Origin of the sequence: Streptomyces luteolifulvus (genome assembly GCF_008806595.1) — a bacterium.
Classification (GTDB): Bacteria; Actinomycetota; Actinomycetes; order Streptomycetales; family Streptomycetaceae; genus Streptomyces; species Streptomyces luteolifulvus.
Genome location: NZ_VZRB01000012.1, coordinates 170,638 through 185,160, shown reverse-complemented (window position 1 = coordinate 185,160; position 14,523 = coordinate 170,638). Strand labels below are relative to the sequence as shown.

Genomic DNA, 14,523 nt, shown 5'->3' with positions numbered 1-14,523 from the left:
TCCGTCCCATGATCGGGCAGGGAGGGAAGGAACGCGCGATGGTGCGTACGGGGAGGCTCGCCCATGGGCGGACGCTCACACCTTTCATGAAGGATCGAACAGTCCTTCAATGGTAAAGGGTGGGCAAAGCCGGTCAGTCGGCGAGGGGCTTCACCCAGCGCCGCCAGTGGTCCTCGCGGTGATAGCCGCTCGCGGACCACGTGTGGTGGGCCCGCTCGTTGACTTCCAGGACCATGGCGTCGACCCGTCGTCCGCCCAGCGCGGCGAACCGTTGTTCCGCCGCCTCCAGCAGGGCGGTGGCGATGCCCTGCCGGCGGTGGTCCGGGTGGACGGCCAGCCGGTAGGCGGAGCATCGCCATCCGTCGAAGCCGGCTATCACGGTTCCCGTGAGGAGGCCCCGGCGTTCCGCGAGGAGCAGGGACTCGGGGTCCGTCGCGATCAGCCGGGCCACTCCGTCGTGGTCGTCGCTGATGCTCGTTCCTTCCGCGGCGTCGCGCCAGAACCGGAGCACGGTGTCGATGTCCCCGAGGGTGGCGCGGCGGATGTGGAGATCGCTCATGGGGAGAGCCAAGCAGAGCGCCGGCCTGCCTGGCGAACGCTTTCCGTGACCATACCGCCGAAGCGGAAGATCCCGGCACGAACTCTCCCCAGCGGCAGGCGACTTGAACGCCGGCCGGGGCTCCTCACTCGTGCGCGATGGCCGCCAGCACATTCATACGGGACGCCCGCAACGCCGGCAGCAGCGCAGCCACGATCCCCACCACCGCCGAGCCGATCACAACGGCGACGATCGTGCCCCAGGGGATCGCGAGGGCCTTCATGCCCTGCAGGGCCAGCACCTGCTGGGTGCACACGCCCCACACAAGCCCCAGCCCGAGCCCCAGCACCGCGCCGAACACCGCGATCACCACCGACTCCAGCCGGATCATCCGGCGCAGCTGCCGCCGGCCGAGCCCGATGGCCCGCAGCAGCCCGATCTCCCGGGTGCGCTCGACGACCGACAGGGCGAGGGTGTTGACCACGCCGAGGACCGCGATGACGATCGCCAGCCCGAGCAGCGCGTAGACGAGATAGAGCAGCACGGCGATCTGGTCGTGGACCAGCTTCTTGTAGTCGGCCTGGTCGCGGACCTGGACCTGCGGATACGGGTCGAGTGTCCGCTCCAGCCGGGTGCGCAGCTGGTCGGGGGCGGTGCCGGAGGCCGCGTTGACGTACAGCGCGGAGTCCTGGCCGCCGGGGATGTACCTCTCGACCGTGGCTATGCCGAAGAACAGCCCGCCCTGCATGCCGAAGCCCTCCGCGCCTTCCTGGTCGGTGAGGGCGCTCACCTTGAGCTCGGTCTTCCGGCCGGCCGGGAACTCCACCGGAATCACGCTGCCGACGCGTACGTCGTGGTCCTTCGCGAAGCCGGCGTCCATCGCGATGTTCCCGTCCGCCAGCGCGGCCGCCGTGTCCCCGGCCGCGTACGTCACCCGGGCCACGTCGTCGACCTGGGTGTCGTAGCCGGCAGCGGTCGTCTCGATCCGCTTGCCGTCCGGCAGCGTCACGGCGACCGGCGCGAACCGCTGCCGTACGACGAGTCCGACGCCCTCCGTGCCGCGGACCTGGTCGGTGACCTCCTGCGAGAACGGCACGAAGTTGGTGTTCTGGACGATGAAGTCGGCGCCGAGGGTTTTGTCGATCTGCTCGTCGAAGGACTGCGACATCGAGGCGCTCGCCACCGACATCCCGCCCACCAGGGCGAGGCCCACCATCAGGGCGGCGGCGGTGGCGCCCGTACGGCGGGGGTTGCGCAGGGCGTTGCGCTGGCTCATCCGGCCGATGGAGCCGAAGATCGCAGGGAAGGCACCGCCGAGGACCCGGATCACCGGGCGCACCAGCAGCGGGCCCGCGATCACGGTCGCGATGAGGGTGAGCACGACGCCGAGTCCCAGCAGGGACGCCGAGGTGGACGTCTTCGTCGCGGTGGCACAGCCCACGAGGGCGGCGGCGCCGAGCGCCCCGACGATCGCGCCCAGCACGGCACGCACCGTCAACGGCCGCCCCACACCCGCGATTTCGGCGTCCGCGAGCGCGGCCATCGGCGAGACACGTGCCGCCCTCCGGGCGGGGAGGTACGCCGCCACGAAGGTGACGCCGACGCCGACGACGTAGGCCGACACGGGAGTCGCCCACCCGATGACCATCTCCGTGGTCTTCAGGTTCATGCCGAACACACTCATGAGTTTGATCAGGCCGTAGGCGAGCCCGATGCCGGCCGCCAGCCCCAGCGTGGAGCCGACCACGCCGAGCAGCACCGCCTCGGTGAGCACCGATCGCCGCACCTGGCGCCGGTCGGCGCCGAGGGCCCTGAGCAGGCCGAGTTCGCGGGTGCGCTGGGCAATGAGCATGGAGAAGGTGTTGACGATGAGGAACACACCGACGAGGACGGAGATCCCGGCGAAGCCGAGCATGACGTACTTGATCACGTCGAGGAACCCGCCGAGGTCGGCGGCGGACGACTCGGCCTGCTCGTCGGCCGTCTTGACGTCGTAGGTGCCGGTGCCGATCCCGGCGGCGATCCGGTCCTTGAGTACGGCGTCGCTCACGCCCGGCGCCGCATCCACCGAGACGGAGGTGGCACGGTCCGCGGAGCCGAGGAGCTGCGACGCGGCGGTCTCGGGATCGAGGAAGACCAGGGCCGCACCCGGGTTGGTGGTGGTGAACGTGGCGATGCCGACGATCTCGACCTTGAAGGAGCCGGGCTGGGCCATCACCGTGAGCGTGTCGCCGATCTCGACATGCTTCTTGTCGGCGGTGTCCGCGTCGAGCAGCGCCTCGCCGGCCCCGCGCGGAGCGTGGCCCGAGGTCAGTTCCACGGGGCTGCGGTCGGTGAGGTACCAGTCCGTGGCGATGGTGGGGGCGCCCGTGGTCGGCCCGACCGACTTGTTGTCGCTGTCGACGACCGTGATGTTCTCGACGGACACGTCCGCGTGCGTCGACTCGACGCCGTCGACCTTCGCCACCTCGCCCGCGAGCGAGGCGGGCACGGTCTCGGCCGCGCCGGTCGGTACCTGTGACTTGAGGTCCTGCTGGGGCTCCACGGTCACATCGGCCGCCGTGGACGCGAACAGCCGGTCGAAGGTGCGGGAGACCGTGTCGGAGAAGATCAGGCTGCCCGCGACGAACGCCACGGACAGGACGACCGCGAGTGCGGAGAGCAGCAGCCGTCCCTTGTGCGCGAGGAAGCTCCTCAGCGTTGCCTTCAGCACCGGTTCAGTCCTCCCGGACGGCAGCGGCGCCGTCGTCGACCTGGCTGCGGATCACATCGAACCCGGGGGTCTGGGGGTTTCCCCCGGTGAAAAGGCGCATGCGCTCCAGCACCGCCTCCGCCGTGGGCCGCTCCATCTCGTCGACGATCCGGCCGTCCGCAAGGAAGAGCACCAGGTCGGAGTGGGCGGCGGCGCCGGGGTCGTGGGTGACCATGACGACCGTCTGCCCGAGTGTGTCGACGGCCTCGCGCAGGAAGGCGAGGACCTCCAGCCCCGCGCGTGAGTCGAGGTTGCCGGTGGGCTCGTCGGCGAAGATCAGCTCCGGCCGCGAGACGAGCGCACGGGCGCACGCGACGCGCTGTTGCTGGCCTCCGGACAACTGGGCGGGCCGGTGCTTGAGACGGTCCCGCAGCCCCAGTGTGTCGATGACCTGGTCCAGCCATTTCTCGTCGGGCTTCTTGCCCGCGATGTCCATGGGCAGGGTGATGTTCTCGGCCGCGTTCAGTGTGGGAATCAGGTTGAACGACTGGAACATGAACCCGATCCGGTCCCGGCGCAGCCGGGTCAGCTCGCGTTCCTTCAGCCCCGTGATCTCGGTGTCGCCGAGCCAGACCTGCCCGGCCGAGACGGTGTCCAGCCCGGCCAGACAGTGCATCAGCGTCGACTTGCCGGAGCCGGAGGGCCCCATGACCGTGGTGAAGCGGCCGCGCGCGATGTCCACGTCCACCGAGTCCAGGGCGAGCACGGCCGTCTCGCCCGAGCCGTACGCCTTGGTCAGACCGCGGGCGCGGGCCGCGATGCCGTCGGCCGACGCGCGGCCCGGCGCGTGCTCCGCAGCAGGTGTGGACAAGACGGCCTCCTCGGTGGTTCTTCGCTCCGGATGTCCGGATTCCTCGCTTCGGCCGAGCCTAATGTGATCGGCCCCACAGCTGGTATCCACCCCTGGGAGGACTTCTTGCCTGTGCAGGCACCGCGGCTTCTTGCCTGTGCTAGCACTTCCGCGCTAGCTTCGAGGTATGGCGAAGACCCAGCTGAACGTACGCGTGGACGAGGGCACGGCCCGCGCCGCCCGCGAGCGCGCCCTGGCCCGCGGCATGAGCGTCAACCGCTACATCGAAGAGCTGGTCAGACAGGACACCGGGGAAGTGGGGCACACGTTCGTGGAGGCCGCCGCCGACTTCATGAAGCAGTACGAGGCCGTCTTCGCCGAGGAGTTCGGCGACGACCGCGCCCCCGGCGCGGAAGCCACCCGCGAAGGTCGTCGCTGAACCGTTGAGCAGCCTCAGAATCGACCTCGCCTGGCTCCTCATGCTCGCCGAACACAACACGCCGGGAGACCCCCAGGTCAGCGACTGGGGCGCCCTAGTCGCCGCCGTCGCGCGCCACCAGGCCGAGATATTCGACGTCCCCGTCTACGACAGCCCGCACGCGCGCGCCGCCGCGCTGCTCCAACTCCTCATCCACGTCCCCGCGCTGGAGCGCTCCAACGCCCTCTTCGCCTGCGCCGTGGCGTACGCGTACCTCGTGGCCGGCGGCCTGAAGGTCGCCACCTCGCCCGAACAGGTCCGGGACCTGGCCCGCCTGGTCAAGAGCGGTGAGGTCTCGGTCGAGGACATCGCGCGCGAACTGCGGCAGTGGAGTCTGTGATCAGCGCTCGTCGGTGCCGGGGCGCCAGGCGGTGCCCAGCACGCAGTACGACGAGGGCATCTTCGGTCCCTTCTCCGGAATGAGCAGCTGCCGGTAGGGCCCCAGTTCGAACCCGGCGTCGCGCAGCGCGGCGACCGGTTCCCGGGCCAGATGGCACCCGCCGCTCAGATACGGCCACAGCGTCCGGTCCAGTGTGCGCTGGGTGAGATGCATGACCCGGCCGCCGCCCTTGCCGTGCTCGAAGAAGCGCACCACCCCGCCGGGCCGCAGCACCCGGCGCACCTCGCCGAGCGCGCGCGGCACATCCCGCACACTGCACAGCACCAGCGAGATCACCACCGCGTCGAAGGCCTCGCTCTTGACCGGCAGCGCCTCCGCGGCACCGGGCACCACATCGACGGGCACCTCGCAGCGCAGGGCGGCGTCCACCGCCAACTGCCGCAGCAGACGCTCCGGTTCGATCGCCACCACTTCCGAGACCGCGCTCGGATAGTGCGCGAAGTTCAGTCCGTTGCCGGCGCCGATCTCGATCACCCGGCCGGACAGCCCGGCGAGCAGCCGGTCGCGCACCTTGCCCACGCCCATCCGTGTCTCTGCGCTGACGCTGAAACGGGCGTAGTACCGGGCGAACAGCGGGTGGTGCACGGGATCCCGCGCCACCTTGCCGGAGCCGGGGAACCGTAGCGGCATGGGGACCTCCTAGCAGGACGGGCCTACCGCGATTGTCCCCCGTACGGACCCCGCGCACCCCCCGCCGTCGCCTCACTGGACGAAGTCGCGCACCTGTTCGTACACGCCGTGGTCGTTGTTCATGCCGGTCTGCGAGACGCATGACCCCTTGGGCGCCTACGGCGCCTCGCGTGTCCGGAACGCCTCCGCGTCCCAGGTGCCGTCGAGGCGGGGCGCCAGCCAGTGCGGTGCCGCCGTGCGGAAACCGGCGGGGGGAAGCGCTGCGGCCCCGGCGGGCAGGGCGCCGAGCAGCGGAGCGCCGGTCACGTCCGGCAGGTCCGCGAGGTTGCAGCGCGAGGCGAGATCGGGCGCGTCGGGCCAGCTGCCGATCACGATCCCCAGCACGTCGATCCGCCGGGCACGGAGTTCACGCGCCGTCAGCTCCGTCGTGTTCAGGGTGCCCAGACCGGCGGACGCCACGACCAAAACGGGCGCCGCCAGCAGTTCGGCCGCGTCGGCAAGTGTCCCGCCCGCCGCGTCGAACCGTACGAGCAGCCCGCCCGCCCCCTCCACGAGCACCAGATCGTGCTCGGTGGCCAGCTTGGCGGCGGCCTCGGCGATCTCCTGCGGATGCACCGGCGCCCGGCCGGCCCGCCGGGCGGCGGTCGCGGGCGCCAACGGTTCGGGATAGCGGGCGAGTTCGGTCGCCGTCACGGCGCCCGCGAGCCGGACGACCTCGTCGGCGTCCCCGGGCTGGTCCGGCCGTACACCCGTCTGCGCGGCCTTCAGCACTGCCACGGAACGGCCGGCCGCGAGGGCCGCGGCGGCGACGGCGGCGGTCGTGACCGTCTTGCCGACCTCGGTGCCCGTGCCCGTGATCACCACTACCGGCATCTCATCACTCCCGCTCATCCCTCCCGCGCGGCGGCACAGACCCCGCGCGCGATCCGTGCCAGGTCCTCGTCGCCGGTGACGTAGGGCGGCATCGTGTAGACGAGGTCGCGGAAGGGGCGCAGCCACACACCCTCGCGCACGGCCGCCCGGGTGGCGGCCGCCATGTCCACGCTGTGGTCCAGCTGAACCACCCCGATCGCGCCGAGGACCCGTACGTCCTTCACCCCCGGAAGGCCGGCCGCCGGCGCCAGCCCGTCCCGCAGACCCGCCTCGATCCGCTTGACCTCCGCGAGCCAGTCCTGGCCGAGCAGCAGCTCGATCGAGGCGCAGGCGACGGCGGCTGCGAGCGGGTTGCCCATGAAGGTGGGGCCGTGGGCCAGCACCGGCACCTCGCCCCGCGAGATGCCGTCGGCGACCCGCGAAGTGCACAGCGTGGCCGCCATGGTCATGTATCCGCCGGTCAGCGCCTTGCCCACGCACATCACGTCCGGCGTCACCGCCGCGTGCTCCGCGGCGAACATCGCGCCCGTGCGTCCGAAGCCGGTGGCGATCTCGTCGAACACCAGCAGTACGCCGTGCGCGTCGCAGGCCTCGCGGAGCACCCGCAGATAGGCGGGGGAGTGGAACCGCATCCCGCCCGCGCCCTGCACCACCGGCTCGACGATCACCGCGGCCAGTTCGCCGGCGTGCTTCTCGATGGCCGCGCGCAACTGCTCCGCGTACGACTCCTCGTACTCGGCGGGAGGCGGGTCCACGAACACCTGGCGCTGGAGGACCCCGCTCCACAGCTCGTGCATGCCGCCCTCGGGGTCGCACACGGACATGGGCTGCCAGGTGTCGCCGTGGTACCCGCCGCGCCAGGTCAGCAGTCGCTGCTTCCCGGGGCGGCCGAGCGAGCGCCAGTACTGCAGGCACATCTTGACCGCGACCTCGACCGACACCGAACCGGAGTCGGCGAGGAAGACATGCTCCAGACCGTCGGGCGACATGTCGACAAGGAGCTTCGCAAGCCGTACGGCGGGCTCGTGGGTGAGCCCGCCGAACATCACGTGGCTCATCCGCCCGAGCTGTCCCCGCGCGGCCTCGTTGAGCACCGGGTGGTTGTAGCCGTGGATCGCCGACCACCAGGACGACATGCCGTCGACGAGTTCGGCCGAGCCGTCGGCGAGCCTCAGCCGCACCCCGCTCGCCGACTCCACGACGAGCGGTTCCTGACGGCCGGGCATGGGGCCGTACGGATGCCACACATGCCGCCGGTCGAGTTCCAGCAGCTCGGGCACGCTCAGGTCAGGCATTGGGCGCGAGATCCGTCCCGGCGCCCCGGCGGCGCACGGCGACCAGATCCGTACGGGCCTCGTTGACCTGCGCGGCCGGTGCGGCAGCGACGGCGGAACCGCACACACCGCCCCCCTCGTGCGACCCGCATCCGGCGTCCTCGTGGGACCCGCATCCGCCGCCGGAGTGGCTCCCGCACCCGGCGCCCTCGTGCGTCCCGCATCCGCCGCCGGCCGTCACCCGGTGCTCGGGCAGCGTCACCTCGCCGGCGCCCTCCACCTCGAACCCGGCGTCGGCGATCATCTCCAGGTCGGCCTTGCCGGCCTGGCCCTCGCTGGTGAGGTAGTCCCCGAGGAAGATCGAGTTGGCCAGGTGCAGGGCGAGGGGCTGCAGGGTGCGCAGATGGACCTCGCGGCCGCCCGCGATCCGCACCTCGACATCGGGGCAGACGAACCGCACCATCGCCAGGATCCTGAGGCACCGCTGCGGGGTGAGGTTCCACTCCTGGCCCAGCGGGGTGCCCTCGAACGGGATCAGGAAGTTGACCGGAACCGAGTCCGGGTCCAGCTCGCGCAGCGAGAAGACGACGTCCACCAGGTCCTCGTCGCTCTCGCCCATGCCCGCGATCAGGCCCGAGCAGGCCGACAGACCGGCCGCGTGCGCCTTCTGCACGGTGTCGACGCGGTCGGCGTAGGTGTGCGTGGTCGTGATGTCCCCGTACGTCGCCTCGGACGTGTTGAGGTTGTGGTTGTACGCGTCGGCACCCGCCTCGCGCAGCCGCTCGGCCTGGCCGTCGGAGAGCAGACCCAGACAGGCGCACACCTCGACGCCCTCGTTCTGCTCCTTGATCGCCTTGATGGTGTCCGAGACCCGGTCCACGTCACGGTCCGTCGGCCCGCGGCCGCTGGCCACCAGACACACCCGCTTGGCACCGCCGGCCAGCCCGGCCGCGGCGGCCTCGGACGCCTCGTTCGGCTTGAGCCAGGTGTACTTCAGGATGCCGGCGGTGGAGCCGAGCCGCTGGGAGCAGTAGGAGCAGTCCTCGGGGCACAGGCCGGACTTCAGGTTGACGAGGTAGTTGAGTTTCACCCGTCGGCCGAACCAGTGGCGGCGCACCTTGCCGGCCGCGGCCACCACATCGAGCAGATCGTCGTCGGAAGTGGCGAGGACGGCAAGAGCTTCCTCGCGGGTCGGCACCTCGCGCCGAAGCCCCTTGTCCACCAGCGTGTTCAGCAGGTCCATGAGAGCCGATCCTGTCCTAAAGGAGGCCGTCGGCCAAGGAGAGATCGGACAAACCGAGCCCGTCGGTCGTGTGGGTATTGCCACATCCTCGGTCGCAAAACGTACCGCTAGGGTCTGTTCACTGCCTACAAATCCCCCGGAGGACCCATGGCGTTCGGCTGGATCGACGAGCAGGCGCGAGCGCGCAGCCGCGCCGGACTCGTACGGACCCTGCGCCCCCGCCCCGCCGACTCGCCCCTGCTGGACCTCGCGAGCAACGACTACCTGGGCCTGGCCCGCCACCCCGAGGTCACCGAGGGCGCGGCACGCGCCGCGCGCACCTGGGGCGGCGGTGCGACCGGCTCCCGGCTGGTCACCGGCACCACCGAACTGCACACAGAGCTGGAGGGCGAGCTGGCCGCCTTCTGCGGCTTCGAGGCGGCCCTGGTCTTCTCCTCCGGGTACGCGGCCAACCTCGCCGCTGTCTCCGCGCTCGCCCCGCACGGGTCGCTGATCGTCTCCGACGCGGGAAACCACGCCTCGCTGATCGACGGCTGCCGGCTGGCCCGGGGCACCACACAGGTCGTGACGCACGCCGAGCCGGACGCCGTGCGCAAGGCACTCCAGACGCATGACAGCCCGGCCGTCGCGGTGTCCGACACGGTCTTCTCCGTCGACGGCGACGCCGCCCCGCTGGCCGAGCTCGCCGAGGCGTGCCGGGAGCACGGGGCGGGTCTGGTCGTGGACGACGCCCACGGTCTCGGTGTGCTCGGCGACGGCGGCCGCGGCGCCCCGCACGCGGCGGGGCTCGCGGGCGCCGACGACGTCGTCGTGACGGTCACGCTGTCCAAGTCGCTCGGCAGCCAGGGCGGAGCCGTGCTCGGCCCCGCCCGGGTGATCGACCACCTGGTCAACGCGGCACGGACGTTCATCTTCGACACGGGCCTCGCCCCCGCGGCGGCGGGCGCGGCCCTGGCGGCCCTGGGGCTGCTGCGCCGTGAGCCGGAGCGGGCGGCGCGGGCGCGCACGGTGGCGGGCGAACTGCATGCCCGCCTGACCGCTGCGGGTCTGGAAGCGGTACGTCCGGACGCCGCGGTGGTCTCCGTACGCGCGCCGTCCCCGGAGGGGGCCGTGCGATGGGCGGCCGACTGCCGTGCGGCCGGGCTGGCCGTGGGCTGCTTCCGTCCTCCTTCCGTGCCCGACGGCATCTCACGGCTGAGGCTGACCGCCCGCGCGGACCTCTCCGAGGCGCAGATCGAACGCGCTGTACATGTGATCGGCGCAACGCGACCATGAGTCGGCGTGACACGGCCCCGCTGCATGCACCGAAATGATCAGAAGTGATCTGAACCGATCCCGGCCGTGAAGCCCGCCCAGCTCTCGGGGGAGAAGAGCAGCGCGGGCCCGGCCGGGTCCTTGGAGTCGCGTACGGCGAGCAGTCCGGCCCCCGGGCCGGTCCGCGGGCGGGCCGTCTCGACGCAGTTGTTCGCTCCGGTGCTGTAGCTGCTGCGCAGCCACCGCACTCCGTGCAGAGCGATGCTGGAGGGTACGTTCCGAGGCGGTGCGGTCATGGTGCCTCCTTACGCGCCGTCACCTATCCCGGCGATGTATTCCAACGAGTCCTCGGGTGAAAGGGCGTGGATCCGAAGAGCGTTGAAGGCCTCGCTGTAGACCTCTACGTCTTCTTTCCGTTCGAGGTAGAGGCTACTCGTCAAGTGGTCGAGAACAACAACATTCAGATCAGAAGTGCGCGAAAATGAGAAGATAACGAAAGGGCCGGTCACGCCGATATGGGCACCGGCCGCGAACGGCAGCACCTGCAGCCGCACTTGGGGCAGACGCGCCGACTCCACCAGCCGAGCCAGCTGCCGCGCCATCACTCCGGGACCGCCGACCTCCCGGCGCAGCACCGCCTCGTCCAGGACGGCGCTCAGCGCCAGGGGAGGCGCAGCCCGCAGCACGTCCTGCCTGGCCAGCCGCACCTCCACCAGCGCGTCCAGCCGTTCGTCGTCCAGCCCGTCCACCGCGGCCCGGGTCACCTCCCGGGCGTACTCGGGTGTCTGCAGCAGCCCGGGGACGACGGAGGTCTCCAGTGTGCGCATCGCGCTCGCCTGCGACTCCAGGCTGATGAAGTCCCGGTAGGTCGGCGGCAGCACTCCGCGGTACGCGTGCCACCAGTGATGCCGTCCGCCGCCGTCGTCCGAACTCGCCAACACCAGCAGTAACTCCCGTAGTTGGGAATCCGTCACACCGTAGGCGTCGAGAAGTAACCGCACATCGGCCGGTTTCACCCCGCTGGCGCCGGTCTCGATCCGGCTCACCTTCGACTGGTGCCACCCCACCAGTCGGGCCGCCTCGCCGCTGGTCAGGGCCGCACCGGCGCGCAACGCACGCAGTTCGGCACCCAGCTTCCGCCGGCGCACCGCGGGACCGTGCTGCATGCGCAACTCCTTACTCCTTCCGGGCCGCCCAAATACGGTCTTCCGTCTCAGAGTTCACCGCTTTGAGCGACAGATATATGCATATCTTGGTGGATCGCCATCCGTGACCGGCCCGGTAATGGCAGTCTGGCGACGAAGCACCAGTCCGGGACCGTACTCGAACCATCCGCTCCGTGTCGGACTGCGGTCCCGTGGGAAAGGGACGACGTCGCCATGGCAGACCATCTGGAATCATCCGTCACTCTGCCGAGCAATCCCGCCTCGGTCTCCGCGGCCCGCACCTACGTGACGGGCACCCTGGTGGAGTGGGGGCTGCCCGGGGACACGGAACTGGCGTACACCATCCGGCTCATCGTCTCCGAACTCGCCACCAACGCCGTACAGCACACCTTCGGTCAGTCACCCACCTTCACGGTGGACATCGAGCTCGACCGTGACGAGCGGCTGCGCATCGGCGTCACCGACAGCCATCCGCGGTTCCCCAAACGACTGCCGGCCGCCGTCCAGCAGGACAACGGCCGTGGCATGGTGATCATTCGCTGGCTGGCCGCGGAGTGCGGCGGCAGGCTGAGAGTGCGGCCGACCCGTGAGGGCGGCAAGACGGTCGCCATCGAACTGCCGTGGACCGCACCGGCCGAGCCGGCGGCGGCAGCCGGACAGCAGCCGGTGACGGCGGCGGGGCAGCAGGAGCCGTAGGACAGGCCGCGACGACCTGAGGGCCCGGGGAGGCGGGGTCTGTCAGGTGACCGCCGCCTCCCCGGGAGAGTCAGCTGACCCGGCCGTACCAGACGCTCCTCGTCCAGATCTTCTGCAGCTTCACCACGTCCCCGGTCTTCGGGGCGTGCCAGATCTTCCCCTTCCCGGCATAGATGCCGACGTGGTAGACGCTGGAGCCCGAGTGGAAGAACACGAGGTCTCCGCGCTTGCGGCTACTGGCCGCGATATGGCGGGTCTTGTTGTACTGCTGGGCCGCCGTACGGGGCAGTGACTTGCCCGCCTTCTTGTACGAGTACAGCGTGAGCCCGGAGCAGTCGAACCTCCGCGGACCGGTGGCGCCCCACTTGTAGGGCGAGCCCTTCTTCGAAGCCGCGACCTGGAGTGCCTTCGTCGCCATCGTCGCGGCCGAGGCTTCGGAGGCGACACCGGGGACCACGATCGAGCCGCCCACGGCGGCGATGGTGAGGGCCGAGGCCGTACCGGCCCGGACCATGAGCGACGGGACACGATTGAGCGCAGTCATGCGCAACCCTTCGTCAGCCGCCTGTGAAGGATGACCTGTCGGATTCGGGCTGGCGAAGTTGCCCGGCCGCATGGCTGCGGCTTCACCCCAAGGGCTGCTCGGCCCGGCACCTCCCCTGCGGGGATGACCGTTCCGGCGACCCGTCGTGCTTGGGTCCTCCACTCCTGCCGATCCACTCCTGTCGACCGGTCATCCGGGCGGCGGCAGGACTCGGCGTCCGCCCGGACCGCCCCGCCGCTGTGGCGGGGGCTTGTCGTCAGACAGGGATCTTGACTCACAGATGGCCTGAAAGCCCAACGGAACCGGGGGTTTGTGTTGTTACTCACCACTCACCCGTTCGGGTGGACACCCTGGTGTTCGAAGGGGCGTTGAGAGGGTCGCGCACCCCCGGACCAGCACCGGAGTGTCCCGTTCCGCCCTCGGACTACGCGTGTTGTGCAAGTGCGGCGGCCCCTGAAAAGGACGGGCGTCTACTCCAATCAGCGGTACGTCATTTGGTCCGTTTCAACGCGGTTCCGGACGCTCCGCCATCTTGACGGATCGCCCGGAACGGATCAGCATGCCTCAACTGTCCGAGCGCGAGGGCACGGTGACGCGGGCCGTTCGGCGCTCCCCGTCCAGCACACGCAGCGCACGCGCCAGCGTGGGGGCGTGCAACTCGGTCTCGCCCCGCCGGTGCATCTGCTCCAGTGCGTCGCGCAGTTCGGCCGCCTTGCCGACCAGCGCCTGGGCCGCGCGCAGTCCGCGGTAGGTGTCCGCGTGATGCGCGGGGTTGATACGGCCCAGCAGGTCGATCACATCGAGGTATCGGTCGATCAACTCGCCCTCGGCGCGGGTCAGGGCGGGCAGCGGCGGCAGTTCCGGCGGCAGCATCGGGCGGCTCACCTCGCGCCGGGCGCGGTGCCGGAGGCCTTGCGGCTGGGGATGATCCGGTCCACCAGGCCGTACTCCAGCGCCTGTTGCGCGTCCATGATCATGTCCCGTTCGATGTCCGCGCCGACTTGTTCCGGGCTGCGGCCCGTGTGCCGTACCAGCAACTCCTCGAGGCGGGCGCGGACACGCGTCAACTCGTCGGCCTGGATGGCAAGATCGCTGGTCTGTCCCTCCACGGGCTCGGGCAGGGCCGGCTGGTGGATCACCATCCGCGCACCGGGGAGTGCGAACCGCTTGCCCGGAGTTCCGGCGGCCAGCAGCACCGCCGCGGACGAGCCGGCCCGGCCCAGGCAGATCGTCTCCACGTCGCAGCCGACGAACCGCATCGTGTCGTAGATCGCCGACATCGCGGTGAACGAGCCGCCGGGAGAGTTGATGTACAGCGAGATGTCCCGGTCCGGGCTGTGGTGCTCCAGGTGCATGAACTGCGCCATCACGTCGTTCGCCGAGGTGTCGTCGATCGGCGCCCCGAGGAAGACGATCCGCTCCTCCAGCAGCTTCGCGTACGGGTCGAGCGTCCGCTCTCCGGAACTCGTGCGCTCGGTGAACTCGGGCAGGACGTGACGGGCGGACGGTCGGGTCATGGCTACCCCTCCTTCGGCGTCTGTAAAAAATGTACAGGACGTACATGACGTTAAGATGGGGGCATGGCCTACGAGATTCCGGTGACGCAAGCCAGGGCTGAGCTCGCCGACCTGATCAACCGGGTCGTGTACGGCGGTGAACGCGTCGTCGTGACACGCCACGGCAAACCCCTCGTCGCCCTTGTCTCCGCGGCCGACCTCGAACGACTCGCGGAACTCGACCAGCCGGCCGACGACCAGGTCGTCAGCGCCGTCTCCACCGTCCGCGAGGTCGCGTCCCCTCCCCGCGAACAGCAGCGCTTCGGGATCACGGCGCACCATCGGGGGTCGGGTCCCGCGTAGCCGGCCTGGGAAACGACCGACCGTGC

The 14,523-nt window shown here is 70.6% G+C and carries 17 protein-coding genes and 1 riboswitch; of the genes, 5 read left to right on the top strand and 12 right to left on the bottom strand.

Translation table 11 applies throughout. The features are described from left to right. Nucleotides 1–133: 133 nt before the first annotated feature. The 3 genes from F7R91_RS19560 to F7R91_RS19550 all read right to left on the bottom strand — a co-directional run bounded on the left by F7R91_RS19560 (nt 134) and on the right by F7R91_RS19550 (nt 4,101). Nucleotides 134–559 (bottom strand): GNAT family N-acetyltransferase, encoded by a 426-nt coding sequence (locus F7R91_RS19560; protein ID WP_150950353.1) that lies wholly within the window; start codon nt 557–559, stop codon nt 134–136. Between the two features lie 124 nt (nt 560–683). Beyond that, complete coding sequence (locus tag F7R91_RS19555; protein WP_150950352.1) at nt 684–3,251, bottom strand: ABC transporter permease; 2,568 nt, start codon at nt 3,249–3,251, stop codon at nt 684–686. A gap of 4 nt (nt 3,252–3,255) precedes the next feature. Then, nucleotides 3,256–4,101: an ABC transporter ATP-binding protein gene (locus tag F7R91_RS19550; RefSeq protein ID WP_150950351.1), complete on the bottom strand. Its 846-nt coding sequence runs from the start codon at nt 4,099–4,101 to the stop codon at nt 3,256–3,258. A gap of 166 nt (nt 4,102–4,267) precedes the next feature. On the opposite strand from F7R91_RS19550, the gene F7R91_RS19545 reads away from it, so the two are divergent. Together F7R91_RS19545 and F7R91_RS19540 are read left to right on the top strand one after the other, a co-directional pair. Then, complete coding sequence (locus tag F7R91_RS19545; RefSeq protein ID WP_150950350.1) at nt 4,268–4,519, top strand: toxin-antitoxin system HicB family antitoxin; 252 nt, start codon at nt 4,268–4,270, stop codon at nt 4,517–4,519. A 4-nt stretch (nt 4,520–4,523) separates the two neighbouring features. After that, complete coding sequence (locus tag F7R91_RS19540) at nt 4,524–4,898, top strand: fic family toxin-antitoxin system, toxin component (RefSeq protein WP_150950349.1); 375 nt, start codon at nt 4,524–4,526, stop codon at nt 4,896–4,898. Here the strand turns inward: F7R91_RS19540 and F7R91_RS19535 are convergent, their stop codons facing one another. From F7R91_RS19535 to bioB, 4 genes are all read right to left on the bottom strand, one after another. After that, entirely contained in the window at nt 4,899–5,588 is a 690-nt protein-coding gene (locus F7R91_RS19535; protein ID WP_150950348.1) for a class I SAM-dependent methyltransferase, read from the bottom strand. A 156-nt stretch (nt 5,589–5,744) separates the two neighbouring features. Next, the gene (gene bioD, locus F7R91_RS19530; protein WP_150950347.1) at nt 5,745–6,461 is read right to left on the bottom strand and encodes a dethiobiotin synthase; all 717 of its coding nucleotides are present in this window, start codon (nt 6,459–6,461) and stop codon (nt 5,745–5,747) included. Nucleotides 6,462–6,475: 14 nt separating this feature from the next. Then, nucleotides 6,476–7,756 (bottom strand): adenosylmethionine--8-amino-7-oxononanoate transaminase, encoded by a 1,281-nt coding sequence (locus tag F7R91_RS19525; protein ID WP_150950346.1) that lies wholly within the window; start codon nt 7,754–7,756, stop codon nt 6,476–6,478. Beyond that, nucleotides 7,749–8,978 carry a biotin synthase BioB gene (gene bioB / locus F7R91_RS19520; protein ID WP_150950345.1) on the bottom strand — a complete coding sequence of 410 codons (1,230 nt, stop codon included), beginning with the start codon at nt 8,976–8,978 and terminating at the stop codon, nt 7,749–7,751. The genes F7R91_RS19525 and bioB overlap by 8 nt, the downstream gene beginning before the upstream one ends. Before the next feature lie 147 nt (nt 8,979–9,125). Here bioB and F7R91_RS19515 point away from each other — a divergent pair, with 147 nt between their 5' ends. Beyond that, on the top strand, nt 9,126–10,253 hold the full coding sequence (locus F7R91_RS19515; RefSeq protein ID WP_150950344.1) for an 8-amino-7-oxononanoate synthase: 1,128 nt from the start codon (nt 9,126–9,128) through the stop codon (nt 10,251–10,253). 38 nt (nt 10,254–10,291) lie between these two features. On the opposite strand, the gene F7R91_RS19510 is transcribed toward F7R91_RS19515, so the two are convergent. Together F7R91_RS19510 and F7R91_RS19505 are read right to left on the bottom strand one after the other, a co-directional pair. After that, nucleotides 10,292–10,528 carry a DUF397 domain-containing protein gene (locus tag F7R91_RS19510; protein ID WP_150950343.1) on the bottom strand — a complete coding sequence of 79 codons (237 nt, stop codon included), beginning with the start codon at nt 10,526–10,528 and terminating at the stop codon, nt 10,292–10,294. Nucleotides 10,529–10,537: 9 nt separating this feature from the next. Beyond that, a complete protein-coding gene (locus F7R91_RS19505; RefSeq protein WP_150950342.1) occupies nt 10,538–11,398 on the bottom strand; it encodes a helix-turn-helix domain-containing protein in 861 nt (286 codons plus the stop codon). A gap of 213 nt (nt 11,399–11,611) precedes the next feature. Between F7R91_RS19505 and F7R91_RS19500 the strand changes: the two genes are divergently transcribed. Beyond that, entirely contained in the window at nt 11,612–12,094 is a 483-nt protein-coding gene (locus F7R91_RS19500) for an ATP-binding protein (RefSeq protein ID WP_150950341.1), read from the top strand. A 70-nt stretch (nt 12,095–12,164) separates the two neighbouring features. Here the strand turns inward: F7R91_RS19500 and F7R91_RS19495 are convergent, their stop codons facing one another. From F7R91_RS19495 to F7R91_RS19485, 3 genes are all read right to left on the bottom strand, one after another. Beyond that, nucleotides 12,165–12,638 (bottom strand): C40 family peptidase, encoded by a 474-nt coding sequence (locus F7R91_RS19495; RefSeq protein WP_150950340.1) that lies wholly within the window; start codon nt 12,636–12,638, stop codon nt 12,165–12,167. 3 nt (nt 12,639–12,641) lie between these two features. Then, nucleotides 12,642–12,786: riboswitch (cyclic di-AMP (ydaO/yuaA leader) on the bottom strand. Nucleotides 12,787–13,202: 416 nt separating this feature from the next. Then, nucleotides 13,203–13,511: a hypothetical protein gene (locus tag F7R91_RS19490; RefSeq protein ID WP_150950339.1), complete on the bottom strand. Its 309-nt coding sequence runs from the start codon at nt 13,509–13,511 to the stop codon at nt 13,203–13,205. A gap of 8 nt (nt 13,512–13,519) precedes the next feature. Beyond that, nucleotides 13,520–14,155 (bottom strand): ATP-dependent Clp protease proteolytic subunit, encoded by a 636-nt coding sequence (locus F7R91_RS19485; protein ID WP_150950338.1) that lies wholly within the window; start codon nt 14,153–14,155, stop codon nt 13,520–13,522. 63 nt (nt 14,156–14,218) lie between these two features. Between F7R91_RS19485 and F7R91_RS19480 the strand changes: the two genes are divergently transcribed. Next, a complete protein-coding gene (locus F7R91_RS19480; RefSeq protein ID WP_150950337.1) occupies nt 14,219–14,497 on the top strand; it encodes a type II toxin-antitoxin system Phd/YefM family antitoxin in 279 nt (92 codons plus the stop codon). Nucleotides 14,498–14,523 lie beyond the last annotated feature (26 nt).

Coding starts and splice junctions, on each gene's coding strand:
- F7R91_RS19535 (WP_150950348.1), bottom strand. CDS start 5,588: ATGCCGCTACGGTTCCCCGGCTCCGGCAAGGTGGCGCGGGATCCCGTG.
- F7R91_RS19560 (WP_150950353.1), bottom strand. CDS start 559: ATGAGCGATCTCCACATCCGCCGCGCCACCCTCGGGGACATCGACACC.
- F7R91_RS19515 (WP_150950344.1), top strand. CDS start 9,126: ATGGCGTTCGGCTGGATCGACGAGCAGGCGCGAGCGCGCAGCCGCGCC.
- bioD (WP_150950347.1), bottom strand. CDS start 6,461: ATGCCGGTAGTGGTGATCACGGGCACGGGCACCGAGGTCGGCAAGACG.
- bioB (WP_150950345.1), bottom strand. CDS start 8,978: ATGGACCTGCTGAACACGCTGGTGGACAAGGGGCTTCGGCGCGAGGTG.
- F7R91_RS19495 (WP_150950340.1), bottom strand. CDS start 12,638: ATGACTGCGCTCAATCGTGTCCCGTCGCTCATGGTCCGGGCCGGTACG.
- F7R91_RS19500 (WP_150950341.1), top strand. CDS start 11,612: ATGGCAGACCATCTGGAATCATCCGTCACTCTGCCGAGCAATCCCGCC.
- F7R91_RS19505 (WP_150950342.1), bottom strand. CDS start 11,398: ATGCAGCACGGTCCCGCGGTGCGCCGGCGGAAGCTGGGTGCCGAACTG.
- F7R91_RS19545 (WP_150950350.1), top strand. CDS start 4,268: ATGGCGAAGACCCAGCTGAACGTACGCGTGGACGAGGGCACGGCCCGC.
- F7R91_RS19490 (WP_150950339.1), bottom strand. CDS start 13,511: ATGCTGCCGCCGGAACTGCCGCCGCTGCCCGCCCTGACCCGCGCCGAG.
- F7R91_RS19480 (WP_150950337.1), top strand. CDS start 14,219: ATGGCCTACGAGATTCCGGTGACGCAAGCCAGGGCTGAGCTCGCCGAC.
- F7R91_RS19510 (WP_150950343.1), bottom strand. CDS start 10,528: ATGACCGCACCGCCTCGGAACGTACCCTCCAGCATCGCTCTGCACGGA.
- F7R91_RS19525 (WP_150950346.1), bottom strand. CDS start 7,756: ATGCCTGACCTGAGCGTGCCCGAGCTGCTGGAACTCGACCGGCGGCAT.
- F7R91_RS19485 (WP_150950338.1), bottom strand. CDS start 14,155: ATGACCCGACCGTCCGCCCGTCACGTCCTGCCCGAGTTCACCGAGCGC.